At 72.1% G+C, this 22762-nt stretch carries 22 protein-coding genes; 9 read left to right on the plus strand and 13 right to left on the minus strand.

The window, feature by feature from the left end; translation table 11 throughout:
* Positions 1 to 540: a DUF1697 domain-containing protein gene (locus tag ABD241_RS06825; protein ID WP_344059790.1), complete on the plus strand. Its 540-nt coding sequence runs from the start codon at positions 1 to 3 to the stop codon at positions 538 to 540.
* A 3-nt stretch (positions 541 to 543) separates the two neighbouring features.
* On the opposite strand, the gene ABD241_RS06830 is transcribed toward ABD241_RS06825, so the two are convergent.
* Positions 544 to 1305 carry a TrmH family RNA methyltransferase gene (locus ABD241_RS06830; RefSeq protein WP_344059792.1) on the minus strand — a complete coding sequence of 254 codons (762 nt, stop codon included), beginning with the start codon at positions 1303 to 1305 and terminating at the stop codon, positions 544 to 546.
* A 106-nt stretch (positions 1306 to 1411) separates the two neighbouring features.
* Between ABD241_RS06830 and ABD241_RS06835 the strand changes: the two genes are divergently transcribed.
* From ABD241_RS06835 to ABD241_RS06845, 3 genes are all read left to right on the plus strand, one after another.
* Entirely contained in the window at positions 1412 to 2599 is a 1188-nt protein-coding gene (locus ABD241_RS06835; protein WP_344059794.1) for an LLM class flavin-dependent oxidoreductase, read from the plus strand.
* On the plus strand, positions 2596 to 3225 hold the full coding sequence (locus tag ABD241_RS06840) for a CE1759 family FMN reductase (protein WP_344059797.1): 630 nt from the start codon (positions 2596 to 2598) through the stop codon (positions 3223 to 3225). Before ABD241_RS06835 ends, ABD241_RS06840 begins: the two co-directional genes overlap by 4 nt.
* Before the next feature lie 164 nt (positions 3226 to 3389).
* Positions 3390 to 4571 (plus strand): Tle-like phospholipase domain-containing protein, encoded by a 1182-nt coding sequence (locus ABD241_RS06845; RefSeq protein WP_344059799.1) that lies wholly within the window; start codon positions 3390 to 3392, stop codon positions 4569 to 4571.
* A 43-nt stretch (positions 4572 to 4614) separates the two neighbouring features.
* Here the strand turns inward: ABD241_RS06845 and lhgO are convergent, their stop codons facing one another.
* Both lhgO and ABD241_RS06855 read right to left on the minus strand, forming a co-directional pair.
* Positions 4615 to 5814, minus strand: a complete 1200-nt coding sequence (gene lhgO, locus ABD241_RS06850) for an L-2-hydroxyglutarate oxidase (RefSeq protein ID WP_344059801.1) — start codon at positions 5812 to 5814, stop codon at positions 4615 to 4617.
* The gene (locus tag ABD241_RS06855; RefSeq protein WP_344059803.1) at positions 5811 to 6290 is read right to left on the minus strand and encodes a GNAT family N-acetyltransferase; all 480 of its coding nucleotides are present in this window, start codon (positions 6288 to 6290) and stop codon (positions 5811 to 5813) included. The genes lhgO and ABD241_RS06855 overlap by 4 nt, the downstream gene beginning before the upstream one ends.
* A 25-nt stretch (positions 6291 to 6315) precedes the next feature.
* On the opposite strand from ABD241_RS06855, the gene ABD241_RS06860 reads away from it, so the two are divergent.
* Complete coding sequence (locus ABD241_RS06860) at positions 6316 to 6936, plus strand: L-threonylcarbamoyladenylate synthase (protein ID WP_344059805.1); 621 nt, start codon at positions 6316 to 6318, stop codon at positions 6934 to 6936.
* A 95-nt stretch (positions 6937 to 7031) separates the two neighbouring features.
* Positions 7032 to 8963, plus strand: coding sequence for an alpha-amylase family protein (locus ABD241_RS06865; RefSeq protein WP_344059807.1), 1932 nt, complete (start codon positions 7032 to 7034; stop codon positions 8961 to 8963).
* A 110-nt stretch (positions 8964 to 9073) separates the two neighbouring features.
* On the opposite strand, the gene ABD241_RS06870 is transcribed toward ABD241_RS06865, so the two are convergent.
* The 3 genes from ABD241_RS06870 to ABD241_RS06880 all read right to left on the minus strand — a co-directional run bounded on the left by ABD241_RS06870 (position 9074) and on the right by ABD241_RS06880 (position 12080).
* Entirely contained in the window at positions 9074 to 10219 is a 1146-nt protein-coding gene (locus ABD241_RS06870) for a DUF2332 domain-containing protein (RefSeq protein WP_344059809.1), read from the minus strand.
* A 37-nt stretch (positions 10220 to 10256) separates the two neighbouring features.
* Positions 10257 to 11447: a methyltransferase domain-containing protein gene (locus tag ABD241_RS06875; protein ID WP_344059811.1), complete on the minus strand. Its 1191-nt coding sequence runs from the start codon at positions 11445 to 11447 to the stop codon at positions 10257 to 10259.
* A 102-nt stretch (positions 11448 to 11549) separates the two neighbouring features.
* Entirely contained in the window at positions 11550 to 12080 is a 531-nt protein-coding gene (locus ABD241_RS06880) for a MarR family winged helix-turn-helix transcriptional regulator (protein ID WP_344059813.1), read from the minus strand.
* Positions 12081 to 12189: 109 nt separating this feature from the next.
* Here ABD241_RS06880 and ABD241_RS06885 point away from each other — a divergent pair, with 109 nt between their 5' ends.
* Positions 12190 to 13566 carry an MFS transporter gene (locus ABD241_RS06885; protein WP_344059815.1) on the plus strand — a complete coding sequence of 459 codons (1377 nt, stop codon included), beginning with the start codon at positions 12190 to 12192 and terminating at the stop codon, positions 13564 to 13566.
* Positions 13567 to 13685: 119 nt separating this feature from the next.
* Positions 13686 to 14048 carry an RNA polymerase-binding protein RbpA gene (locus tag ABD241_RS06890; protein ID WP_142185442.1) on the plus strand — a complete coding sequence of 121 codons (363 nt, stop codon included), beginning with the start codon at positions 13686 to 13688 and terminating at the stop codon, positions 14046 to 14048.
* A gap of 174 nt (positions 14049 to 14222) precedes the next feature.
* Here ABD241_RS06890 and ABD241_RS06895 read toward each other — a convergent pair whose 3' ends face one another.
* The 7 genes from ABD241_RS06895 to kdd are packed head-to-tail and all read right to left on the minus strand — an operon-like array spanning position 14223 to position 21225.
* Entirely contained in the window at positions 14223 to 14780 is a 558-nt protein-coding gene (locus ABD241_RS06895; RefSeq protein WP_344059819.1) for an FxsA family protein, read from the minus strand.
* Positions 14777 to 15568 carry a polyprenol monophosphomannose synthase gene (locus ABD241_RS06900; protein ID WP_344059821.1) on the minus strand — a complete coding sequence of 264 codons (792 nt, stop codon included), beginning with the start codon at positions 15566 to 15568 and terminating at the stop codon, positions 14777 to 14779. Before ABD241_RS06900 ends, ABD241_RS06895 begins: the two co-directional genes overlap by 4 nt.
* Positions 15549 to 17207, minus strand: coding sequence for an apolipoprotein N-acyltransferase (gene lnt / locus ABD241_RS06905; protein WP_344059823.1), 1659 nt, complete (start codon positions 17205 to 17207; stop codon positions 15549 to 15551). Before lnt ends, ABD241_RS06900 begins: the two co-directional genes overlap by 20 nt.
* Positions 17208 to 17244: 37 nt before the next feature.
* Positions 17245 to 17676, minus strand: a complete 432-nt coding sequence (kal, locus tag ABD241_RS06910) for a 3-aminobutyryl-CoA ammonia lyase (RefSeq protein WP_344059825.1) — start codon at positions 17674 to 17676, stop codon at positions 17245 to 17247.
* Positions 17673 to 18464 (minus strand): lysine 5,6-aminomutase subunit beta, encoded by a 792-nt coding sequence (kamE, locus tag ABD241_RS06915; protein ID WP_344059827.1) that lies wholly within the window; start codon positions 18462 to 18464, stop codon positions 17673 to 17675. The genes kal and kamE overlap by 4 nt, the downstream gene beginning before the upstream one ends.
* On the minus strand, positions 18461 to 20116 hold the full coding sequence (gene kamD, locus ABD241_RS06920; RefSeq protein WP_344059829.1) for a lysine 5,6-aminomutase subunit alpha: 1656 nt from the start codon (positions 20114 to 20116) through the stop codon (positions 18461 to 18463). The genes kamE and kamD overlap by 4 nt, the downstream gene beginning before the upstream one ends.
* Positions 20113 to 21225, minus strand: coding sequence for an L-erythro-3,5-diaminohexanoate dehydrogenase (gene kdd, locus ABD241_RS06925; protein ID WP_344059831.1), 1113 nt, complete (start codon positions 21223 to 21225; stop codon positions 20113 to 20115). Before kdd ends, kamD begins: the two co-directional genes overlap by 4 nt.
* 89 nt (positions 21226 to 21314) lie before the next feature.
* Between kdd and ABD241_RS06930 the strand changes: the two genes are divergently transcribed.
* Entirely contained in the window at positions 21315 to 22757 is a 1443-nt protein-coding gene (locus ABD241_RS06930; protein WP_344059833.1) for a KamA family radical SAM protein, read from the plus strand.
* The last annotated feature ends 5 nt before the right edge of the window (positions 22758 to 22762 follow it).

Consider the following 22762-nt stretch of genomic DNA (forward strand, 5'->3'; position numbering starts at 1 on the left):
ATGGCCACGTTCGTCGCGTTCCTGCGTGCCGTCAACGTGGGGCAGCGCTGGGTGAAGATGGAGCGGCTGCGCAGCCACCTGACGGCCAACGGGTTCGTCGACGTGGTCACGCACATCCAGAGCGGCAACGTCCGCGTGACGACCCCGATGCGCAGCGCGTCCAGGGTCGAGTCGACGCTGCGGCAGCTCATCAGCGACGAGTTCGGCTTCGACGTGCCGGTCATCGTCCGGACGCCGAGCGACCTGGCGCGCACGGCTCAGGAGGCCGACTCGCTCGAGTCGCCCCTCGGGGCGCAGGCGCGTCGCTACGTCACCTTCACCACGGGCGGCATCAGCGCGAGCGGCCGGGTGGCGCTGGAGGAGTGGGACGAGCCGGGTGAGCGCGCGGTCGTGCTCCGGTCCGACGTCGTCCTCTTCCTCACCAAGCCCGCCCACGGGGTCAAGCTGACCAACGCCCGGCTCGAGCGGCTGACCGGGGCCACCGGCACCGCGCGCGACCTCAAGGTCGTGCGGGCGCTCGCCGAGAAGTGGGGCGCCTGAGGGTCAGGCTCGCTGCCGGCGGACGAGCTCGAAGCACACGACAGCCGCTGCCGCGGAGACGTTGAGCGACTCGACATCGGCCGCCATGGGGATCGACACCCACGTGTCGACCTGCTCGGCGACCTCCGGGGTGAGACCGGCGGTCTCGCTGCCGAGCACGAACGCGACCGGCTCGGGCAGGTGGGCTGCGAACAGGTCGTCGTCGCCCGAGGCGTCGAGACCGACGACGTGGAAGCCACGCTCCTTGAGCTGACCGACGGCCTCGGCCGCGGTGAACGCCTTGAGGATCGGCGCCCGGAAGGCCACCCCGGCCGAAGCCTTGACCACGAGCGGGTCGAGCGATGCGACACCCTTGCGCGGGACCACGATGCCGTCGAGACCGGCCGCGGTGGCGGAGCGCAGGATCATCCCCACGTTGGCGGGTGTCGTCACCCCGTCGAGCACCAGGACGGCATGCAGCGGGCGGGCCCCCTCGGCCAGCGCCGCGTCCAGCGGGCGCATCCGCGGCGCCACGACATCGGCGAAGACGCCCTGGTCCTGCCGACCGTTGCCCGCGAGCTTCTTGACCCGCTCGGCGCTCGCGTGCTGGACCACGACCCCGCGCCGGCGCGCGGCCTGCTGGATCTCACGCAGGCCGCTGCCGCGGGCCCCGTCGGCGATGACGACCTTGTCGACGTGCAGTCCCTCGTCGAGGAGCACCTCGTGCACGGGGTTGCGGCCGTAGACCGTGATGAACCGGTCCTTGGGGGAGGTCTCTGCAGTCACCGCGACAGGATCCCACAGCGCCTGCGCCGCGACCGACGGCCGGGAATGGCGGAGGCGCCCGCTGCGTTGGGTACGATTGAATCATCAACTAAAGGAGCTGGGACACATGCAGTTCGGGATCTTCACCGTCGGCGACGTCACCACCGACCCGACGACCGGCCGGACGCCGACCGAGCACGAGCGGATCAAGGCCACCGTCGCCATCGCCAAGAAGGCGGAGGAGGTCGGGCTCGACGTCTTCGCGACGGGGGAGCACCACAACCCGCCCTTCGCCGCGCCGGCCAACCCGCCCGTGCTGCTCGCCGCCGTCGCCGCCCAGACCGAGCGCCTCGTCCTCTCGACCTCGACCACCCTGATCACGACGAACGACCCGGTGCGGATCGCCCAGGACTACGCCTACCTGCAGCACCTGAGCGACGGGCGGATGGACCTCATGCTGGGCCGCGGCAACACCGGACCCGTCTACCCCTGGTTCGGCAAGGACATCCGCGAGGGCATCCCGCTCGCCATCGAGAACTACGCGCTGCTGCACCAGCTGTGGCGTGAGGACGTCGTGAACTGGCAGGGGAAGTACCGCACGCCGCTCCAGAGCTTCACCTCGACGCCGCGCCCGCTCGACGGCATACCCCCGTTCGTCTGGCACGGCTCGATCCGCAGCCCCGAGATCGCCGAGCAGGCCGCCTACTACGGCGACGGCTTCTTCTCCAACCACATCTTCTGGCCGGCCAGCCACACCCGGCAGATGGTGCAGCTCTACCGGCGGCGCTTCGAGCACTACGGCCACGGCACCGCCGACCAGGCGATCGTGGGCCTCGGCGGCCAGGTCTTCATGCGCAAGAACAGCCAGGACGCGGTCCGCGAGTTCCGCCCCTACTTCGACAACGCCCCGGTCTACGGGCACGGCCCCTCCCTCGAGGAGTTCACCCGGCAGACACCGCTGACCGTCGGCAGCCCGCAGGAGGTCATCGAGCGCACCCTGTCCTTCCGTGACTACGCCGGCGACTACCAGCGCCAGCTCTGGCTGGTCGACCACGCCGGGCTCCCGCTCAAGACCGTCCTCGAGCAGCTGGACATCCTCGGCGAGGAGGTCGTTCCCGTCCTTCGCAAGGAGTTCGCGGCACTCAAGCCCGCGCACGTGCCGGACGCCCCGACCCACGCCAGCCGGGTCGCCGCTGCGGGAGGCGGGCACGACACCACCGTCCACGCCGCCGGCGACGACGTCACCGGTGCCTCGCCGGAGCCGACCAGCAGCTCGTCCACCAGCACGCCCATCACCCTGGAGGTGACCAAGTGACCACGCGCACCCCGTTCCACCTCGCCGTCATCACCGCCGGCGTCACCGAGCCCTCGTCGACGCGACTGCTCGCCGACCGGCTGACCGAGGCGACCGTCCGGGCGCTCGCCGACCACGACATCGGTGAGGTCGTCGTCGAGGTCGTCGACGTCCGCGACGTCGCCCACGACGTGACGAACAACGTCCTCACCGGCTTCGCGTCACCGGAGCTGCAGGTGCGGCTCGACGCGATCGCGGAGGCCGACGCGCTCGTCGTCGCGACACCCGTGTATGCCGCGTCGTACAGCGGGCTGTTCAAGATGCTCGTCGACGTGCTCCCGAAGGACGCCCTCCGCGACACCCCGGTGCTGCTCGGCGCCACGGGCGGCACGGCACGCCACTCGCTGGCCATCGACCACGCCCTGCGTCCGCTCTTCGCGTACCTCGGTGCCCTCGTCGCCCCCGTCGCGGTCTTCGCGGCCAGCGAGGACTGGGGCAGCGTCGAGGCCGGGCGCCTCGGGGAGCGCATAGACCGAGCGGGCAGGGCGTTCGCTGCCCTCGTCTCCGGCACGCCGCGGGAGGCTCGGGTCGACCCCTTCGAGCAGGTCACGCCGTTCGCGGCGATGCTCAGCGACCTGCGGGCCTGAGCTGCGCCCCCCACCCCGATGCACGCGCCCGGTCAGCCGCCACGGCCGACCGGGCGCGACGGCCTACGCCTGCGCAGACCGGGCCGGAAGGGTGGGGAGTGCTCCCCATGGACCGTCCGCTCAGGGGGCACATACGGTGGGGCCACCGTCGACAGGAGGACCGCGTGCTCTACCGCAAGGGCGCTGACCCGGAGGCCCTGGACCGCACCGCCCGCGAGCTGACCGCCTGCGCCAGCGAGGTCGAGGGAATCCGCGCGAACGGCACGAGGGCCTTGGCCGTCATCGGTCGGTCGTGGGGCGGCGCCGACGCGGAGGAGGCCCAGCAGAGCTGGCGGTCGACTGCCACCGCGCTGACCTCGCTGGGCGCCAGCCTCGACGGACTGGCGCGTCGCCTCGCCGACAATGCCCGCGTCCAGCGCTCGGCGAGCACCGGCCAGGGCCCACTGCTCGGCCCGGGAGGCCTGTTCCCTCTGGGTCCCGGCGCGCCGCTCTGGGGTCCCCTCGCGCCCGGGCAGCTGCCGCCGACCGAGCCGGACTTCGCAGACAGCGTGCGGGGGACGACGCCGCACCAGATCGACCTCGAGCTGGCCGAGCTCGCGAAGGGCGTCTACGACGGCACGGGCACCGCCAGCTACCACCCGGTGGACCCCGCCGCCCTGAGGGAGCTCGGCATCAACCCCGATGCGCTCACCGGACCCGGCGGCTTCGCCGCGAACGTCTACCGCGACGCGCAGGGCCACTACGTGCTGGCCTTCCAGGGCACCGACCCGACGAGCCTCGACGACTGGGGCGCCAACGTGCAGCAGGGCGTCGGCCTGCTCAGCACGCAGCATGCCCAGGCCATCGGACTGGCCCAGGCGGTCGCCGCATCCGTCGGCAGCGACAACATGGTCCTCACGGGGCACTCCCTGGGCGGGGGCCTTGCGAGCACGGCCTCCGTCGCCACCGGCGTGCCGGCCGTGACCTTCAACGCGGCGGGGGTGCACCCCAACACCGTGCAGTTCGCCACCGACCTCGGGCACGGCGACGGCGGCCTGACCACGGGGCAGATCCGCAACTACCACGTGCGCGGTGAGGTCCTCACCACCCTGCAGAACCCGGTCGGCTCCTTCCTCGACCACGTCCCGCACGCAGGGCCGGACAGCGTGCCCGACGCCCTGGGCACCCAGATCGCCCTCGACCCCGTCAAGGGGCCCGACCTCCACATCACGCCATGGGGCATCGTCAGCCCCGTCGTCGGCGTGGCCGAGACGGTCAAGGACCTCGGCGGCTACGCCGTGGGGCTGCACCAGACGCCGTCGGTCATCGAGGCGATGGAGGCGAGCTCGTACTTCGGCAAGCAGTGACGCGACCTCACGCGCGGGCAGCCTGTGGCAGTCGTGTGCCGGCTCAGCCGAGCCCGAGCTCCGAGACCACCCTGTCGGCGATGGCCAGGGAAGCCGTGGCCGCGGGCGAGGGGGCGTTGCGGATGCAGAAGACCGGCCCGACCCGGCTGAACCGGAAGTCCTCGACCAGCGACCCGTCCGGATCCATGGCCTGGGCGCGCACACCCGAACCGGCCGGCAGGACGTCGGAGTCCGCGATGGCGGGGACGTAGCGGCGAGCGCGTGCCACGAACGTGCGACGGCTGAGCGACCCGCGGACCTCGTGGACGCCCGTTCGGACGTTGGCGCGCGCGAGCCGCCTGAACCCGCCCGACGCGGCCAGCTCCCGGAGGACCTGAAGGTCGACGTCGCGCTTGGTGTAGCCCTCCCGGGCCGTCGCCAGCACAGCGTTCGGCCCGAGGAGCACCGACCCGTCCACCCGCTTCGTCAGGTGCACGCCGAGGAACGGGTAGCGCGGGTCGGGCACCGGGTAGACCAGCCCGCGGACCAGGTGCGCAGCAGAGGGAGCCAGCCGGTGGTACTCGCCCCGGAAGGGCACGATCGCAGGGTCGGGCCCGTCGCCGGCCAGGACCGCCAGCCGGTCGGCATACAGCCCGCCCGCGATGACGACGTGGTCGGCGCGAAGCGTGCGCCCGTCGGCGGCACCGACGTGCACCCCCTCGCCCCGGCGGTCCAGGGCCCTCACCTCGAAGCCGGTGACCACCTCGGCCCCGCCGGACCGTGCGTCGTCGAGCATGGCGGCCGCCACGAGCGAGAAGTCCGTGATGGCCGTCGTGGGGGAGTGCAGCGCGGCCCGCCCGACCGCATGCGGCTCGACGTCCCGGAGCGCCGGGGCATCGACCCAGCGCAGGCCGGGCACGCCGTTGGCCCGAGCCCTGGCCTCGACGTCCCGCAGCCGCGCCTCCTCCGTCTCGTCGAGCGCGACGACCAGCTTGCCGACCTCCTGGTAGGGCAGGCCCCGCTCGCTGCAGTAGTGCTTGAGCCGACGCACCCCCTCGCGCGACAGGGTCGCCTTGGCCGATCCGGGTGCGTAGTAGATGCCGGCGTGCACGACGCCGCTGTTGCGCGACGTCTGGTGTCGGGCGGGCTCCGGCTCCCTCTCGACGAGCGTCACCTCGGGGCGCGGTTCGGACAGCGTCAGGCGCCGCGCGACGGCCGACCCGACGATGCCCCCGCCCACGACGACGACGTGCGGCCGGCTCATCCCGAGCTGGCTCGCTCGGCCGCCTCGACGTCCGCGCGGGTCGGCTGCCGGAGGCTGGCGGCATACGCGTCGGGATGGTGGCGGACGTACGCCTTGATGTAGGGGCACAGCGCGACGACGACGCGTCCGGAGGCCACCGTGCTGTCGAGAGCGTGGGCGGCGAGGCGCCCTCCGAGGCCCTGCCCCTCGTAGTCGGGGCTGACCTCCGTGTGGAAGAGGACGACCCGGTCGGGCTCGTCGCCGCCTCCCGGCACGACCGCGTAGGCCGCGACGCCGATGACCTCGTCGCCGTCGCGCAGCTCGAACCGCTTCCGCTCCTGGTTGTGGACAATGCGGACCGAGTCGGGGGAGCCGGGGGAGCCGGGGGAGCCGGGGGAGCCGGGGGAGCCGGGGGAGCCGGGGGAGCCGGCGAAGTCGCCGTCCTGCTCCCGGTCTGGCGTGGCCTCTTCGGTGCGATCACCCGTCTGCTCCGTCATGGGCCCAGCATGGCAGGGTGTCACCATGGCGAAGTACTTCGACGTGCACCCCGTGGACCCGCAGCCCCGGGCGATCGGGCAGGCTGTCGAGATCCTGCGGTCCGGCGGCCTCATCGCCTACCCGACGGACTCGTGCTTCGCCCTCGGCTGCTCCCTCGACAACCCCGAGGGCAAGGAGCGCATCCTGCGCATCCGCCACCTCGACGACAAGCACCACTTCACGCTCGTGTGCTCCGACTTCGCCCAGCTGGGCCAGTTCGTGCACCTCGACAACGCCGTCTTCCGAGCCATCAAGGCCGCCACGCCCGGCCCGTACACCTTCATCCTCCCCGCGACGCGGGAGGTGCCGCGTCGGCTGACGCACGCGAAGAAGAAGACCGTCGGCGTACGCATCCCCGAGCACCCCGTCGTCCGCGAGCTGCTCAAGGCCATGGGGGAGCCGATCCTCTCGAGCACGCTGCTGCTGCCCGAGGACGACGACCCGATGACCGAGGGCTGGCTCATCAAGGACCGCCTCGACCACGTCATCGACGCCGTCGTCGACTCGGGGGAGTGCGGGCTGGAGCCGACGACCGTCGTCGACTACTCCGACGGCTACCCCATCGTGACGCGGGTCGGCGCCGGGGACCCGTCACCGTTCGAGTGAGTCGCTGACGGCCCCACCGGCTCACCCGCGGCGTCGGTGTCTCGCGGCCAGGTGCCGCACTGTCGCAGTCGCCGCCGGTGCTGTTCAATCGGCCCATGAGCCAGGCGCTGACGGGGGAGTCGATCACGACACTGCTCGCGGGGCTCGACCCCGACGAGCGCGAGACGATCGAGCTGCGGCTCGAGCGCTGGACCGACGACCTCGTCGCAGCCCTGACGACGCTCTACCCGGAGCGCGACGTCTCGGCGCTCGCGACGCGGCTCATCGAGTGCGCCGTCACCGGGTTCCGTGAGCGCGAGCCCGAGCTGCGCCGTCTCGACCAGAGGCGACTGCTGCGGCCCGACTGGCTCCAGCAGCCCGACATGTTCGGCTACGCCTGCTACACCGAACGGTTCGCGGAGGACCTGCGCGGCGTCGCGGGCCACCTCGGGTACCTGCGCGACCTCGGGGTGACCTACCTGCACCTCATGCCGCTGCTCCTGCCCCGTGACGGCGACAACGACGGCGGCTACGCGGTCGCCGACTACCGGCGGGTGCGACCGGACCTCGGCGACAACGAGGACCTGCGAGCGCTGACCCGGGAGCTGCGCGGCGAGGGCATCTCCCTCGTGCTCGACCTCGTCCTCAACCACGTGGCCCGGGAGCACGAGTGGGCCCGGCGGGCCCGCGCGGGAGAGCAGCGCTACCGCGACTACTTCCACGTCTACCCCGACCGGGTCATGCCCGACGCGTACGAGCGCACGCTGCCCGAGGTGTTCCCGGACTTCGCTCCCGGCAACTTCACCTGGGACGAGGAGCTCGAGGGCTGGGTCTGGACGACGTTCAACGAGTGGCAGTGGGACGTCGACTGGTCCAACCCGGAGGTCCTCGTCGAGTACGCCGAGATCGTCCTGCACCTGGCCAACCTCGGCGTGGAGGTCCTGCGGCTCGACGCCATCGCGTTCACCTGGAAGCGGCTCGGGACCAACTGCCAGAACCAGCCGGAGGTGCACGCCGTCGCCCAGGCCCTGAGGGCGGTGGCGCGGATCGCGTGCCCGGCGCTCGCGTTCAAGGCCGAGGCCATCGTCGGCCCCCGCGACCTGGTGCAGTACCTCGGGCTCGGGATCCGTGTCGGTCGGGTCAGCGACCTCGCCTACCACAACAGCCTCATGGTCCAGGTCTGGTCCATGCTCGCCACCGGTAGCACGCGGCTGGCGCGCGTGGCGCTCTCCAGCCTGCCGCCGACCCCGCCGAGCGGGACCTGGATCTGCTACGTCCGCTGCCACGACGACATCGGGTGGGCCATCGACGACGAGGACGCGGCGCGCGCCGGTCTCGACGGGTTCGCGCACCGCCGGTTCCTCTCCGACTGGTATGCGGGTGAGTTCCCCGGGTCGTGGGCCCGCGGGCTCGTGTTCCAGGCCAACCCCGTCACCGGTGACAAGCGGATCAGCGGGACCGCCGCGGCGCTGGCGGGGCTGCAGTCCGGAGAGGAGGCGGGCGACCAGGCAGCGATCGAGCTGGGCCTGGCGCGGCTCTTCGTCACCCACGCCATGGTGTCCGGGTGGGGTGGCATCCCGGTCGTGTGGAGCGGCGACGAGCTCGGGCTTCCCAACGACCCTCGGTGGGACCGGGAGCCTGGGCACGAAGACGACAACCGGTGGGCGCACCGGGAGCGCCTGGACTGGGACACGGCGGCACGACGGGATGACCTCGACACCGTCGCCGGCAAGGTCTTCCAGGGGCTGCGTCACCTCGCCCGGGTCCGGGCCGGCCTGCCGCAGCTGCACGCCTCCGCGCCCGTCCGCGTCGTCGACGACACCGACGACGGGGTGCTCGTCGTCGTGCGCTCGCACCCCAGCGGGCCCATGGTGTGCGCCTACAACGTGACCCCCACCTGGCGCACCGTCGATGTCCGACACTTCGCCGAGGCCGGCATCACGCGGCCGTTCGACGCACTGGGTGGCCACCCCGTCTTCGGCGGCCCGGACGGCCGCGCGTCGCTCAGCCCGTATGCCACGTGGTGGGTGGTGGACGCCCCCGACTGACAGGGACCGCGTCCCGCAGGCGCCAGATCGGACAACCGAATTCCCTTGTGCCGCAATGACTTTCGCCCATAATCGACATTATGATGTCCGCCCCGAGCTGCCTCTCCACGTCACCAGGTGTCGACCCAGGCTCCGTGCGGATGGGCGACCCCGAGGACGCGGGCCCGCGCCTCCACACCGCCCGACCACGCCCGGAGCCCAAGCACCGTGAGCCCGGCGGCGGCGCGCGGATCGTCCGGCAGGCCGGGCACGCAGCCCGGCGGCTCGGCGGTGAGCCACGTCAGGGCCGGCACGGTGCGGGCCGCTCGGGCGAGCTGGTCCACGAGGGCGAACCGACGGTCACGCGCCACGTAGGTCAGCGCCCACGAGCTGTAGACGACGACGTGGTCTGCGCCACCAGCACGCGCCGCCCCGTCGAGGACGGCGTCGACGGCCCTGGCCACGTCGTCGACCAGGTCGCCCTGCAGGAGAGGGGGAGGGTTGGCGCGCAGGACCTGCCTCGCCGCCTCGAACCGCTCGACGCGCCCCGGCACGTCGGGCCACAGGCAGGCGAGCAGCCAGCGCACGGCGTCCTCGTCGTCGAGCGCCACCGGATGCCGGTCGACGCCCACGCGCGCGACCACCTCGGGCAACGGCTGCAGCGCCCGGCGCCTGGCCGACCGGTCGACGCCCTCGCACAGCACCGGCGAGCCGAGGTCGCCGACCGAGGTGCGGAGCCCCCTCGGCGAGACCGTCGTCGTGCGGTAGCGGTCGACCCGCAGGAGCAGGCCGGCGCTGGCGCCCAGCTCAACGAGCGCGACCCTGCCGGACGCCGGGTCGTCCGGGCTGCGGTGCGGGCGGTGCTGCTGTGCGGCCACCGCGTCGACGGCGGCGGAGAGGCCGGCGGCCACGTAGACGCTGCGGTTGACCTCGTTGGTCTGCGTCGTGCGCGTGGCGATGGTGCTGCGCAGCTCGTCCTCGTGGGCCAGGACCGTCGCCCGGATGTCGGGCCACGGGTCGCCGGTGGGCACCGCGCCGCGCCCCACGACGCTGGCGTACCAGCGGGCCGCAGGGACGTCGGGGCGACGCAGGACGAGGTCGTGCAGGGCCGCGAACCACAGCACGGGCCGCGCCTGGCCGGGCTGCGCCTCCGTCAGCAGAGACGCTGTCGCAGCGTCGTCGGCGACGTGCCGGCTCACCGTGCCGTAGAGGGGCAGCGACGCGTACTCGACGGCGAACTCGCGGAACCGCCGACGCACCGTTTCGAGACGGTCCACGTCGCTGCCGCCGTCCTCGTCCCTCGACCGGTGGCGGTCAGGCCCGGGTGGCATCCGTCCCGACCCGCTCGAGCAGCACGGCCACCTCGTGGTGCGAGGTCTGCGGGAACATGTCGAAGAGGCGCGCCTCCCGAGCCCGCAGCGAGGGCATGGCAGCGAGGTCGCGCGCCAGGCTGTCGACGTTGCAGCTGGAGTAGAGGACGTGGGTCGCTGCCGAGTCCTCGAGCCAGGCGGCGAGCCCGGGGCCGATGCCGCGTCGGGGCGGGTTGACGACCACGAGGGAGGCGGGGCCAGTCCCGTCCGCGACGTCGGGCAGCAGCGTCACGTCGGTGGCGTCGCCGACGGTGAAGTCGAGCGCCGCGCCCGTGGCACCCGACGCGACGAGCGCTGCCGCGCTGCGCCGCGCCGACTCGATCGCCTCGGGCGCCACCTCGACGCCGCGGACGACGCGCTCTCGCCGGCCGGGCGCGACCGCCGCCTGCAGGGCGAACCCGCCGACTCCGCAGTAGAGGTCGAGCACCACCCCCGGATCGACGCGCGCCACCCAGTCGCGGGCCTGTTCGTAGAGCGCGGTGGCGACGCCGGTGTTGGTCTGGAAGAAGCTGTTCGGGCGCAGGAAGAGCTCGACGTCGCCGAGGCGCATCGGCAGCACATCGGCGTCCGTCAGCACGAGCTCGACGTCACCCTCGGTGATCGCCTTGTGCTCCGGCTGCAGGTTCACCGACACCACCCGCACCTCGGGCAGGGCGTCGAGCACCACGGGCAGCCGCGAGCGCAGGAGCGCCACGTGCTTCTGGGAGCGCAGGACGAAGCGGATCATCGCCTCCCCGTCGGGGGAGTGGGTCAGCAGGACGTGCTTGACCTCACCCCGGCGGCTGGGCACGTCGTACGGCTCGAGGCCGAGCACGTCGAGCAGCGCCGCGACGCGCGGGACCAGCTCGGCAAGACCCGGCTCGTAGAGCCCGCAGTGGCGCAGGTCGATGCCGGCGCCACCTCGGTCGAGGATGCCGACCGTCACGGCACCGGGGGAGCCGCCGACGACGAGCTTGGCCTTGTTGCGGAACTGCGACTCGGGACCGGCGTGTGCCGGCAGCCAGGTGACGCCGGGCGTCACGGCGGCCAGCACGTCGACGACGTGACGCTGCTTGGCAGCCAGCTGACCGGCATACGGCACGCCCATGAGGGTGCACGAGCGGCACCGCGCGGCGTCGAAGTAGTCGCACTGCATCGCGCCCAAGGCTACGTCGCCGCAGGAGCGTCTACGACCAGCGGTAGAGCGGGCGGGGAGGCAACCCCCGGTCGCAGAATGACATAATGTCGATTATCGGCGTTACAGACCTGAGTCCGGAACTCTCACCACGCCGACCTCCAGCGTTCGAAGCCACGTGCGCAGCAGCTCCTCGAGGGCTGTGCGCTGCGCGGCCTCGAGCCCGGCCAGCAGCGCGTCGTCCCCGGCCATGACGTCCGCGATGATGTCGTCGAGGCGCGCCGACCCGTCCTGCGTGAGCTGGACGAACACCGTCCGGCGGTCCGGCTCCTCGCGCACGCGAGCCACCAGGCCGAGCCGTTCCATCGCCTGGACCCTCTGGGTGGTCGCTCCGGGCGTCACCCGGCAGCGTCGGGACAGCTCGCCGGCGCTCAGGCGGTACGGCGGACCGCCGAGCCGCAGCGTCACCAGGACGTCCAGGTGGCTCTGGTCGAGCCCGTGGCCGGCGAGGATCCGGGTGCGGCGCCCCAGGGCGATGGCCGCGATCCGCCCCAACGGGATGGTGACGCCGATCGAGCCGACGTCGACGTCGGGGCGCTCCCGCCTCCACGCCTCGACGATCTTCCCGACCTCGTCCCCCGGCAGCTCCACCATGCATACATTTTAGTCCTAAAGTTCCCCCTGTGGGCGCCCCCGCCCCGAGCGGCGGCGTGTTGTGGACGGTCGACTCCCCAGCCCGGCGACGGTGTGGGACAGTCCTGCCATGTCGCACGCCGTCGTCAACGCCGCTCGCCCGGAGACTCGCGAGCAGCGCGCCTGGTACTGGTACGACTGGGCCAACTCGGCCTACGTCACCACCACCGCGACCGTGCTGATGAGCCCCTACCTCACGACGGTGGCCGAGCAGGCGGCCTGCCCGGGGCTGCCGTCCGGGCAGGACTGCACCACGAACCTCTCGGTCCTCGGCATCCCGGTGGCGCCCGGGTCACTGTGGTTCTTCACCGTCACCTTCACGACGATCCTCTCGGCGGTCGTGCTGATCTTCATCGGCGCCATCGCGGACCGGAGCCCGCGGCCGACGCGCCTCTTCGCCGCCTTCGCCTGGGTCGGCGCCCTCGCGGCCAGCCTCATGTTCTTCGTGGCCGGCACGAACTGGCAGCTGGGCGCGGCGCTCGTCGTCGTCGCCGGCATGTGCCTCGGCGCCTCGCTCGTGATCTACGACTCGATCCTGTGCCGCATCGCCAACGAGAACGAGCGCGACCGCGTCTCGTCCAAGGGCTGGGCGTTCGGCTACCTCGGCGGCGGGATCCTGCTGACGCTCAACTTCGCCCTCGACTTCTTCCACACCCAGCTCGGGCTCGACCGCGCCCTCTCGACGCGCATCAGCATCCTGTCGGCCGGCCTGTGGTGGGGCGGGTTCACGCTCATCCCCTACCTCGGGCTGCGCCACCTCACCGGCACCGTGGAGACGCCCGTCGCCCGCACGGCAGGCGTCGTCGGCGGCAGCATCGCGCAGCTGCGCAGCACCTTCCGCGACCTCGCGCACTACCCGCAGACGAAGATGTTCCTCCTCGCCTACCTCTTCTTCAACGACGGCATCCAGACCGTCATCGGCAGCTCGAGCGTCTACGGGTCCAAGGAGCTCGGGTTCTCCGAGACGACGGTGCTCGGCGTCTTCCTCTTCGTGCAGTTCGTCGCGTTCTTCGGCGCTCGGCTCTTCGGCCGGGTCGCGGCCTCCATCGGCGCCTGGCGCACCGTGCTCTACGGCATCGTGCTGTGGACCGTGGTGGTCGTCTTCGCGTTCCTCGTGCCGTCCAAGTCCCTGGTGATCTTCCTCGCGCTCGCCCTGCTCATCGGCCTCGTCCTCGGCGGCACGCAGGCGCTGTCGCGCTCGCTCTACAGCCAGCTGATCCCTCGCGGCCGCGAGGCGGAGTACTTCAGCCTCTACCAGGCCATGGAGCGCGGCACGAGCTGGTTCGGCACGCTCATCTTCGGGCTCGTCTACCAGTTCACCCTCAGCTACCGCTGGGCGATCATCGCCCTCATCGTCTTCTTCGCCGTCGGCGGCGCCCTGCTCGCGCGGGTGCGCATGCGTGAGGGCATCGAGCAGGCCGGCAACCCGGTTCCCGCCGTCATCTGAGCAGCCCCGCCCACCAGCGTGTGAGCACGGGAACAAGGTGGCGCATTCGGTCGTTCAAGGGTCTGTGAGGGTATGACACTGGCAGTGGTGTCACAGGGCAGAGTCTTGGAGGGGTCCACATGGCCGATCGAGCACTACGCGGTTCCAACCTCGGTGCGAGGAGCATGGAATCCGACGAGAACGTCGTTCCGAGTGAGCGTCAGCTCACCGTCTACGTCTGCCCGCAGGGCCACCGCACCGAGCTGCCCTTCTCCATCGAGGCCGACATCCCGTCCACCTGGGAGTGCCGTTGTGGCCTCGACGCCAAGCTCCAGGGCGACGGTCCCGAGCCGGAGGCCAAGCCGGTCAAGCCGCAGCGCACCCACTGGGACATGCTGCTGGAGCGTCGCTCCATCCCGGAGCTCGAGGAGCTGCTCGAGGAGCGGCTGACGCTCCTGCGCGAGTCGCGCGGTGAGAAGCCCCGTCGCAAGAAGACCGCCTGACCACTCCCCACCGACTGCACCACCGAGAAGCCCGCCCCGTTCGTGGGGGCGGGCTTCTTCGTATGCCGTATGCCTGCCGTATGCCGTGACCCCGGCCCTCGCGACCGACTCCCCGGTCGCGCGGCCCGTGCTCCACGTCGAGAAGTGAGCACTCACTCGACGGGGTCGGGACGCTCAGTCCTCGTCGATGATCTCGCCCTCGACGACCTCGTCGCTGCTGCTCGAGCGCTGCGGTCCCTGCGGGTCCGTCTCCTGCCAGCCAGCCCCGGTCGGCTCCCCGGTGGGTTGCCCGGTGACGCGGGGGCCGGTGAAGCGCTCGGTCTGGGCCAGCAGGCGACGCGAGATGACGGCGGCGAGCAGGCTGCGCGCGACCGGCCGGGTGAACGGCAGCACGAGGAGGAGACCGACCACATCGGTGATGAACCCGGGCAGGACCAGCAGGGTCCCTCCGGCGAGCACGACGATGCCGTCGGCGATCTCGCGCGCCGGCATGCGGCCGCTGCGCACCGCCTGCTGGAGCTCGCGCCAGGCGCGGCCACCCTCGCGTCGGATCAGCCACGCCCCGAGCAGGGACGTCGCGACGATGAGCAGGAACGTGGGCCAGCCGCCGATCCACTGCCCGACCGCCACGATGACGACGATCTCGAGGATCGGCAGCAGCAGGAGCCCCACGAGGGCCAGACGGGTCAGCCGCAGCCGGCGGGTGCGCGGGGACCGGGGCGCCGTGGTCATGACCTCTCCCCCACCGGCTCGCGCTCGCGCGCCTTGCCGACGGCGGACCGCAGCTGGCCGACCCGGTGCTCGATGCCCCACCGGGTGACGCTGGTCAGCGCCTCGCGCACGATGTCGCGGCCCATCTTGGAGACGCCGACCTCACGCTCGACGAAGGTAATCGGCACCTCGACCACGGTGAGCCCAGCTCGGATCGCGCGCAGGGTGAGGTCGATCTGGAAGCAGTAGCCCTGGGACTCCACGCCCTGCAGACCCATCGTGCGCAGCGCGCTCGAGCGGTACACGCGGTAGCCGGCCGTCGCGTCGTTGACGGACATGCCGAGCAGCACCTTGGTGTAGAGGTTGGCGCCGACGGAGAGCACCTTGCGCCGGGCGGGCCAGTTGCGCACCTCGCCTCCCTTGACCCAGCGCGCCCCGATGACGACGTCGGCCCTTGGGAGGGCCGCGAGCAGGGACGGGAGCTGCTCGGGCTGGTGCGAGCCGTCGGCGTCCATCTCGACGGCTGCGTCGTAGCCGCGCTCGAGGACGATCGCGAAGCCCGCGAGGTAGGCCTTGCCGAGGCCCTCCTTGCTGGTCCGGTGCACGACGTGGACCTGGGGGTCGGCGGCGGCGAGGTCGTCGGCGATCTGCCCGGTGCCGTCGGGCGAGCCGTCGTCGAGGACGAAGACATCGGCAGCCGGCACGCTGGCGCGCACGCGCGCGACGATGCCGGGCAGGTTGTCCCGCTCGTTGTAGGTCGGGATGAGCACGGCCACTCGGGTCACGGGCTCACGCTGCGTCGTCGTCATCCTCTTCCTTCGGTGTATGGGGCACTGTCTCCGGCACTGTCTCCGGCGGTTTCTGCGGCGCTCTCCCCGTCGGTGTGCGGGGTCCCGCCGGGCGACCGCGGCGAAGCCCGAGGGCGAGCATCGCCACCAGCGCGGCAGCGGCCACCCATTCCGGCGCCTCCCCCACCCGGGTGGCCAGGGTCGTCGCGTCCCGCAAGGGTAGTGCCCCACGGACCACCGCCTGTGTGAACAACGACGTGACCTGGTGTGCGGTTCCGTCAGGGGTGATGAGGGCGCTCTGGCCCACCGTGGAGACGTGCACGACGGAGCGGCCGAACTCCATGGCGCGCACCCGGCTGATCGCCAGCTGCTGCGGCGACTCCGCGGTGTAGCCGAAGGTGGCGTTGTTGGTCTGGACGACGAGCACGTTGGCGCCGGTCTGCACCGCGTCGCGCATGATGTCGTCGTAGGCGACCTCGAAGCAGATGGCGAGACCGGCCCGGATCTGCTGTCCGGTGGCCGTCGTCACAGTGAAGACACCCGGTCGCGACCCCGGTACGAAGTCGCTGCGGACGAGGTCGACCTCCTTGCTGAAGTTCCTCCAGAAGGAGCGGTTGGGGATGTACTCGGCGAAGGGCACCGGGTGACGCTTGACGTAGCGGTCGGTGTTGCCCTTGCCCGGCTCGAAGAGCAGGGCGACGTTGGACAGGAACCCGACCGGCTCCTCGAGCAGGCCACCGACGATGAGTGGTCGGTGCAGGGTCTGGACCGTGGTCAGGATCTCGTCCTTCGCGTCGGCGTTGCGCAGCGGGTCGATGTCGGAGGCGTTCTCGGGCCAGACCACGAGGTCGGGCGCCGGCGCCCGGCCTGCCGCGACGTCCTGCTGCGCCTTGAGCGTCGCCGCTACGTGGTTGTCGAGGACCGCCCGGCGCTCGGCGTTGAAGTCGAGCCCGGGCCGGGCCACGTTGCCCTGCACGCCGAGGAACTGTGTGGTCGCCCCGTCGGTGGGCAGCGGCACGGCGAGCCCGACGAGGCCCAGCACGAGCGCGGCCAGCACCGGGAGCCAGATGCCGCGGGACGGCATACGGGGGGAAGACGGTGAGCCGGCGTTCTCGGCGACGACGCTGCCCCTCCCCCGCCCGGGCGAGGTCAGCGCCCGCTGGACCGTCAGTGCCGCGAGCGCCGCCGCCAGCGCGATGGCGAAGCCCACGAACGGCGCGCCGCCCACCGCGACGAGGCGCCCGAACGGCGAGTCGGCCTGGCTGAAGGCGAGCTTCACCCAGGGGAAGCCGCCGTAGGGCGCCCGGGAGCGCAGCCCCTCGGTGACCACCCAGACCAGCGCGAACGCCAGCGGTCGCACCGTCCCCCGCCGGCTCAGCCAGCCGTAGAGGGCACCCGCGAGGCCGACGAAGAGGCTCTCGAGGGTGGCCAGCGCGAGCCACGGCAGCGACCCGACGTAGATGCCGGACCAGCTGAGCGTGGGCACGAAGAAGACCAGTCCTCCGGCCAGGCCGAGCAGGAAGCCACGGCGGCCTCCGGCCCCGGTCCAGGACCAGGCCCACAGCGCGAGAGCCACCGGTGCCGCAACCCACACGTCGAACGTCGGGAAGGCGAAGCACAGCAGCCCGCCGCCGAGCAGGGACAGCAGGAGAGGCAGCACGGGTTTACCGTAATCGGCGCGGCTCGGAGTCGAGCCCTCAGGGCACGACGACGACCCCCCGGGCCGTGGTCGCCACGACCGGTGGGTCGAGCAACCGCGCCGCCGACCCGCCACGCTCCTCGTCGCCACGGGCGACGACCCGCACCTCGAAGTCGACCTCCCGGGAGCGGCGCCCGACACGGACGATCTCGGCGGAGATCTCGATGACGTCCCCGGCCTGCACCCGCGAGCGGAACTGCACGTCGCTGTAGGAGGCGAAGAGCCCCTCGTCCCCGTCGGTCACGATGCACAGCTCCGTCGCCACGTCACCGAAGGCGGCCAGCGAGTAGGCACCGTCGACGAGGTTGCCGGCGTAGTGCGCATGGGAGTAGGGCACGTAGCGGCGGTGCGTCACCCGCATCCCGACGGCCGCCCTCGTCGCCGGTCGGGTCTCCGGCTGGGTCTCCGGGCGGGTCTCCGGGTCGGTCATCGTCTCGCCTTCCGCTCGGTGATCTCGTGCACGAGGTAGCTCGCCACCTCGGCCGGGGTGGTGCCGCGGCCGAAGATGCGGTCGACGCCGAGCGCCTGCTCCGAGCCCTCCTCGAAGCGCGGGCCGCCGACGACGAGGATCGGCACGTGCCCGGCCGGGTAGGCCTCACGGAAGGCCGCGGACATCTGGGTCGTGTTGTGGACGTGCGCGTCCTTCTGCGTCACGACCTGGCTGACGAGCACGGCGTCGGCCTTCTCCGCGCGGGCGCGCGCCACGAGCTCGGGCACGAGCACCTGCGCGCCGAGGTTGACCACCTTGATCTCGCGGTAGTACTCCAGGCCCTTCTCGCCGGCGAACCCCTTGATGTTGAGGATGGCGTCGATGCCGACGGTGTGCGCGTCGGTGCCGATGCAGGCCCCGACGACGACGAGCTTGCGACGCAGCTGCCGGCGGATGGCGAGGTTGGCGTCCTTGGCCGAGAGCAGGGGGTACTCCCGCTCCACGACGTGGACGTCGCCGAGGTTCACCAGGTGGGTCGAGCTGCCGTAGACGACGAAGAAGGTGAAGTCCGGCCCCATGGCCTTCGCGTGGACGAGCAGGGCCGGGTCGAGGCCCATCTTGCGGGCCAGCTGCAGCGCGGCGCCCTCGGCCAGCTTGTCGTGCGGCAGCGGCAGCGTGAACGACATCTGCACCATGCCGTCGCCGGTCGTGTCGCCGTAGGGCCGGATCACCCGTCCCTGCCGGCCGGGCGACCCCGCCGTGACCTCGGGCTGCTCGACCGCGCTCATCGCCTCGCCCCTTCCAGCACTGCCGCCTCCTCCGAGGACGTATGCCGTCCCGCCCCGGGCGGCGTCCAGGCGTCGAGGGCGGTGATCGCCGGGTTGTCGTAGTCGTCGGCCCGCTCGCTGACACCCTCGAGGCCCTTGCCGCCGGTGGGTGGTCGTCTCATCAGGCCGAAGGTGCCGTCGGCGATGGCGGCGAGCAGCGGAGGGTCACCCGCGGGGTCGGAGTCGTGGACGATCCGGTCGAGCAGGTCGACCGCCTCGGACAGCACCTGTCGAGCCCGCGTCTGGATGAACCCGTCGCGCGGCGGGTGGAAGTCCTCGGTGAGTCCGCCGGCGGCGTTCATGACGTAGCGGACGTTCTGCAGCGCCAGGTCCCGGTCGGACAGGAACGGGGTGACCACGGCCTCGGTCATCATGCCGACGAGCAGGATGCCCTGGCCCGTCATGGCGCCGACGAGGTTGAAGAACCCGTCGAGGAGGTAGCCGCGGAAGATGTCACCCGTCATGTGCTTGGTCGGCGGCATCCACTTCAGCGGGGCGTCGGGGAAGAGGCAGCGGGCCAGCAGGGCGTGGGCCAGCTCCATCCGGAAGCTGTCGGGCAGGTCGGGGTTGATCTCGAAGGCGTGGCCGAGGCCGAGCTGCCAGTCCTGCAGGCCCGCCTCCTTGGCGAACTGCTCGTTGAGCAGCTGGCTCACCGTGACGGTGTGTGCCGCCTCGACGGCGTCTGCGGTCGTGAGGTAGTTGTCCTCGCCGGTGTTGATGATGATGCCGGCGCGGGCGTGCACCTGCCGCGAGAAGCGCTGGTCGACGAAGGTCCGGATCGGGTTGATGTCGCGGAAGAGGATGCCGTACATCGAGTCGTTGAGCATCATGTCGAGGCGTTCCATGCCGGCGAGCGCCGCGATCTCGGGCATGCACAGGCCCGAGGCGTAGTTCGTCAGCCGCACGTAGCGGCCGAGCTCCTTGCTGACGTCGTCGAGCGCCGCCCGCATGAGCCGGAAGTTCTCCTGGGTGGCGTAGGTGCCGGCGAAGCCCTCGCGGGTCGCGCCCTCGGGGACGTAGTCGAGGAGCGACTGTCCGGTCGATCGGATCACGGCGATGACGTCGGCGCCCTCACGCGCCGCCGCCTGGGCCTGGGGGATGTCCTCGTGGATGTCGCCGGTGGCCACGATGAGGTAGATCCAGGGCTTGCCCGGGGGGTCGCCGAGCCGCCTGACGAGGCGCTCGCGAGTGGCACGGCTGCGGTCGATGGTGCGCAGTCCCGCGCCGACACCCTTGGCGGCGGCTCGTCGCGCCGCTGCGGCCTCGCGGCCGGAGGGGAAGCGGAAGGAGACGTTGCCGCTCGCGGCCTTCTGGGCGAGCGTCGTGAGGTCGGGCGCCTCACCGCGCAGCAGCGCGTCGTAGACCGGCGTGGTGACCCCGTGCTCGAGGCCCACCTCGGCGCGCACGGCGGCGACGAGGTGGTTGACCCACGGCACCCGCTCGTGGTCCGCACCGGAGAGCCCGGCCAGGCGCAGCGTCGCCCGCTCGACGGACACGGTGGTGTGGTTCCTGGCGATCTGCACGACCGGTTCGGCCGCCTTGCGGGCGAGCGACCGGGCCCGACCGACCACGGCGGGGTCGAGCTCGAGCAGCGGGGCGGGGTGGGGGCTCACGCGTCCGATCCTGCCGTCTCGTGGGCGAGGCGCGACTCGAACAGCTCGCGCACTGCCGGGACGTCCCGCACGAGCGAGAGGGCCAGGTCGGCATGACCGGGGACGTAGCCGTTGCCGATGAGCATGCGCACGTCCGCCGCCAGCCCCTCGGCACCGAGCGCCGCGGCGGCGAAGCTCGTCGCCATGCTGAAGAAGATGATCGTGCCGCCCTGGGCCGTGGCCAGGACCGCCGGCTGCTCGCAGCCGGGCACGTCGACGCAGACGACCGTCACGTCTGCCGGGCCGCCCGCCGACTCGACCGCGGCCGCGAGGCCCAGCGGCGAGCGCGCGTCGGCCAGCACGACGGCGTCGGCGAGGCCGCTCGCCTCGAGGGCCGCTCGCTCGCGCTCGAGCGGGACGACCCCGATGGTGCGACCGGCGCCGGCCGCCCGAGCCGCCGCGAGCGAGAGCGAGCCCGACTTGCCCGCGCCGCCGAGAACGGCGACGGTGGGCGCGACGCCGCGGGCGGCATACTCCCCCACGACCCGTCCGACGAGCGCGGGCGCACCGCACACGTCCATGACCATGAGCGCGAGGCGCGGGTCCAGGTCGTCGGGCAGGGTGGCCGCGATGCTCCGGCCGAAGAGGATGGCGTGACCGCGGGCCGGCACCTGCTCGCTGAGGCCGTCCCAGCGCTCCAGCCCGTCGGTGACGACGAGCGGGGTCAGGGACAGCGACACCAGGGTCGCGACCCGGTCACCGACGTGCAGACCGAGCGCGCTGTCGGGCCCGACCTCCTCGACGGTGCCGATGAGCATGCCGCCCGAGCCGGTCACGGGGTTCTGCATCTTGCCGCGGGTGGCGATGATGTCGAGGACCTCCGCGCGCACCGCTCCCCCGTCGACCCGCCCATCCGTGGAGTGCTTCTCGGCGAGCTGCCGGTAGGACGCCGCGTCGAGGTTGAGGGTCTCCACGGCGATCCGGACCTCGTCGGGCCACAGCTGCGGCCGCGCGTCGAGCCGACGGGCGGCCTGTGGAAGCGTCACCTCGTCCCCGCTCGGCTCGAGGACCCGGTGCAGGCCGACCGGCGAGGAGGCACGCGCGCCGTCGGACGCAGACAGAGCAGTCACGGGAGATCCTTCGGTCAGCAGCGACTCGTACACGAGATCCTTTCGCATCATAGGGGCCTGAAGACGAGACCTTCGGCTATCGTCGGTTCATGACACTGGTGTCACAGCCGTATGCGTACGCCCGTCGCGAGCTCGTCGAGCCGGACTGGACCCGACTGCCGGGCTGGGCGCACGTCACCGCGGCCGACTGGGACAGCGCGCAGTGGCAGCGCGCGCACTGCGTCAAGAACGCCGGGCAGCTGCGCGCGGTGATGGGCGACCTGCTCGACGACCGCTTCTACGCCGACCTGGCCCGTGACCAGTCCGAGCGCGCGACGATGTCGATGCTCGTCCCGCCGCAGATGCTCAACACGATGGTGCCGTCCACCGACACGCCGATGCGGTCGGCCGGTCACGACTTCACCGAGGCGTTCTACGCCGACCCCGTCCGGCGCTACATGCTGCCCGTCTTCTCCGACCGCCGGTCCGACTGGCCGTCACACCCGCACGCCACGCGGGACTCGCTGCACGAGCACGACATGTGGGTCGCCGAGGGCCTGACGCACCGCTACCCGACCAAGGTGCTCGCCGAGCTGCTGCCGACCTGCCCGCAGTACTGCGGCCACTGCACCCGGATGGACCTCGTCGGCAACTCGACGGAGCAGGTCGCAAAGCTGCGCTTCGACCTCAAGCCGACCGCCCGCCACGAGGCCATGCTCGACTACCTCCGCGCCACGCCGGTCGTGCGCGACGTCGTCGTCTCCGGGGGCGACGTCGCCAACATGCCGTGGAAGCACCTCGAGTCCTTCGTCGACCAGCTGCTCGACATCGACAACGTCCGTGACATCCGCCTGGCCAGCAAGGCGCTCATGGGCCTGCCGCAGCACTGGTTCGCCGAGGACGTCGTCGAAGGCGTGGCCCGGGTGTCGGCCAAGGCCCGCTCCCGCGGGGTGTCGCTGGCCATCCACACCCACGTCAACAGCGCCCAGTCGATGACCCCCTCGGTCGCGCGGGCGGCCCGCGCGATGCTCGACGCGGGGGTCCGCGACGTGCGCAACCAGGGCGTGCTGATGCGCGGGGTCAACGACTCCACGGAGCAGCTGCTCGACCTGTGCTTCGCCCTCGCGGACGGCGCGCAGATCACCCCGTACTACTTCTACATGTGCGACATGATCCCGTTCGCCGAGCACTGGCGGCTCTCACTCGCCGAGGCCCAGCACCTCCAGCACTCGATCATGGGCTACCTCCCCGGCTTCTCCACGCCCCGAATCGTCTGCGACGTGCCGTTCGTCGGCAAGCGCTGGGTGCACCAGGTCGAGGAGTACGACACCGAGCGCGGCATCTCCTACTGGCGCAAGAACTACCGCACCTCCATCGAGGGCGACGACACCGAGGCCCTGTCGCGCGAGTACGTCTACTACGACCCGATCTACACGCTGCCCGCGTCGGGCCGGCAGTGGTGGCGCGACTCGGTCGACGAGTCGTCGGTGGCCGCCCGGGCCGCCGACGCCGCGGCGCGCAGCCGCGCCGTCGCGGAGACCCAGCTCGTCTGACGGGG

It is taken from the genome of Terrabacter lapilli (assembly GCF_039531305.1).
GTDB lineage: Bacteria > Actinomycetota > Actinomycetes > Actinomycetales > Dermatophilaceae > Terrabacter > Terrabacter lapilli.

Bases quoted from the DNA above. Each gene is read 5' to 3' on its own strand.
- ABD241_RS06825 (WP_344059790.1), top strand. From the start codon at position 1: ATGGCCACGTTCGTCGCGTTCCTGCGTGCCGTCAACGTGGGGCAGCGC.
- ABD241_RS06835 (WP_344059794.1), top strand. From the start codon at position 1,412: ATGCAGTTCGGGATCTTCACCGTCGGCGACGTCACCACCGACCCGACG.
- lhgO (WP_344059801.1), bottom strand. From the start codon at position 5,814: ATGAGCCGGCCGCACGTCGTCGTCGTGGGCGGGGGCATCGTCGGGTCG.
- ABD241_RS06855 (WP_344059803.1), bottom strand. From the start codon at position 6,290: ATGACGGAGCAGACGGGTGATCGCACCGAAGAGGCCACGCCAGACCGG.
- ABD241_RS06860 (WP_344059805.1), top strand. From the start codon at position 6,316: ATGGCGAAGTACTTCGACGTGCACCCCGTGGACCCGCAGCCCCGGGCG.
- ABD241_RS06865 (WP_344059807.1), top strand. From the start codon at position 7,032: ATGAGCCAGGCGCTGACGGGGGAGTCGATCACGACACTGCTCGCGGGG.
- ABD241_RS06875 (WP_344059811.1), bottom strand. From the start codon at position 11,447: ATGCAGTGCGACTACTTCGACGCCGCGCGGTGCCGCTCGTGCACCCTC.
- ABD241_RS06880 (WP_344059813.1), bottom strand. From the start codon at position 12,080: ATGGTGGAGCTGCCGGGGGACGAGGTCGGGAAGATCGTCGAGGCGTGG.
- ABD241_RS06885 (WP_344059815.1), top strand. From the start codon at position 12,190: ATGTCGCACGCCGTCGTCAACGCCGCTCGCCCGGAGACTCGCGAGCAG.
- ABD241_RS06890 (WP_142185442.1), top strand. From the start codon at position 13,686: ATGGCCGATCGAGCACTACGCGGTTCCAACCTCGGTGCGAGGAGCATG.
- ABD241_RS06895 (WP_344059819.1), bottom strand. From the start codon at position 14,780: ATGACCACGGCGCCCCGGTCCCCGCGCACCCGCCGGCTGCGGCTGACC.
- ABD241_RS06900 (WP_344059821.1), bottom strand. From the start codon at position 15,568: ATGACGACGACGCAGCGTGAGCCCGTGACCCGAGTGGCCGTGCTCATC.
- kal (WP_344059825.1), bottom strand. From the start codon at position 17,676: ATGACCGACCCGGAGACCCGCCCGGAGACCCAGCCGGAGACCCGACCG.
- kamE (WP_344059827.1), bottom strand. From the start codon at position 18,464: ATGAGCGCGGTCGAGCAGCCCGAGGTCACGGCGGGGTCGCCCGGCCGG.
- ABD241_RS06930 (WP_344059833.1), top strand. From the start codon at position 21,315: ATGACACTGGTGTCACAGCCGTATGCGTACGCCCGTCGCGAGCTCGTC.